General features: G+C 37.4%; 2 protein-coding genes. One reads left to right on the forward strand and one right to left on the reverse strand.

The features are described 5' to 3' along the window. A partial coding sequence (locus tag AC1DTM_RS29925; protein WP_477001638.1) for a GyrI-like domain-containing protein occupies positions 1-317 on the reverse strand: 317 nt, incomplete at its 3' end. A 110-nt stretch (positions 318-427) separates the two neighbouring features. Here AC1DTM_RS29925 and AC1DTM_RS29930 point away from each other — a divergent pair. Then, positions 428-746, forward strand: a 319-nt coding sequence (locus tag AC1DTM_RS29930; RefSeq protein WP_477001639.1) for a helix-turn-helix transcriptional regulator, incomplete at its 3' end; no start/stop codon positions are given.

Raw genomic sequence — 746 nt, forward strand, 5'->3', positions numbered from 1 at the left:
GTATTGCCTTCCCCTTTAACTACTAGGTATTCTCCCCTCGGAAACTGGATAACTCTAGATTCTTCTTGTATCGTTGCCTCTGTCATGACACCAGCGTAATACATCATCTTGTTATTCACMGCTTCACTCACAGAAAAAATGTAATCATTTGTAGCTAAAGCTTTTAAAGTGTCCAACCTTCCATCTTGTTCGACGGCCAGCCAAAAGTCTGCCTTTTCCTTGTTTATGCCCGCAAAGTCTGTATAGTGGCTCTTAAGTTCAGTTCCAATACCTAACACGATAAAGCTATCTTTTTCTTCTATTGTATAATTTTTCATATTTAAAACCTTCCTCACTTTTAAATTAATCAAACGATTTATCTTTTCACTTGATGAGTTTATAATATCTTTAAATCATGTCAAAAAATGATACTGTTTAGGAGACCAACATGAAAAAAGTTGAACGGATTAATACGATCATGCGCTATATTAACAACCGCTCCCACTTTACAATTTCTGAAATCATACGAGAATTTAACATCTCACGATCGACAGCTATTAGAGACATTAGAGAAATTGAAGCCATGGGGATGCCGCTCGTCGCTGAAGTTGGAAGGGATGGAGGATATTTTGTCATGCATAACTCTATCCTGCCCGTCGTTCGCTTTACTGATAATGAGGTCAAAGCTCTTTTTATTGCCTTTATGGCCACAAGAAATCAACAACTTCCCTATTTGAAAAGTCGTCAGTCTCTAGCTGAAAAACTAC

It is taken from the genome of Bacillus sp. P4_D3 (assembly GCF_056401855.1).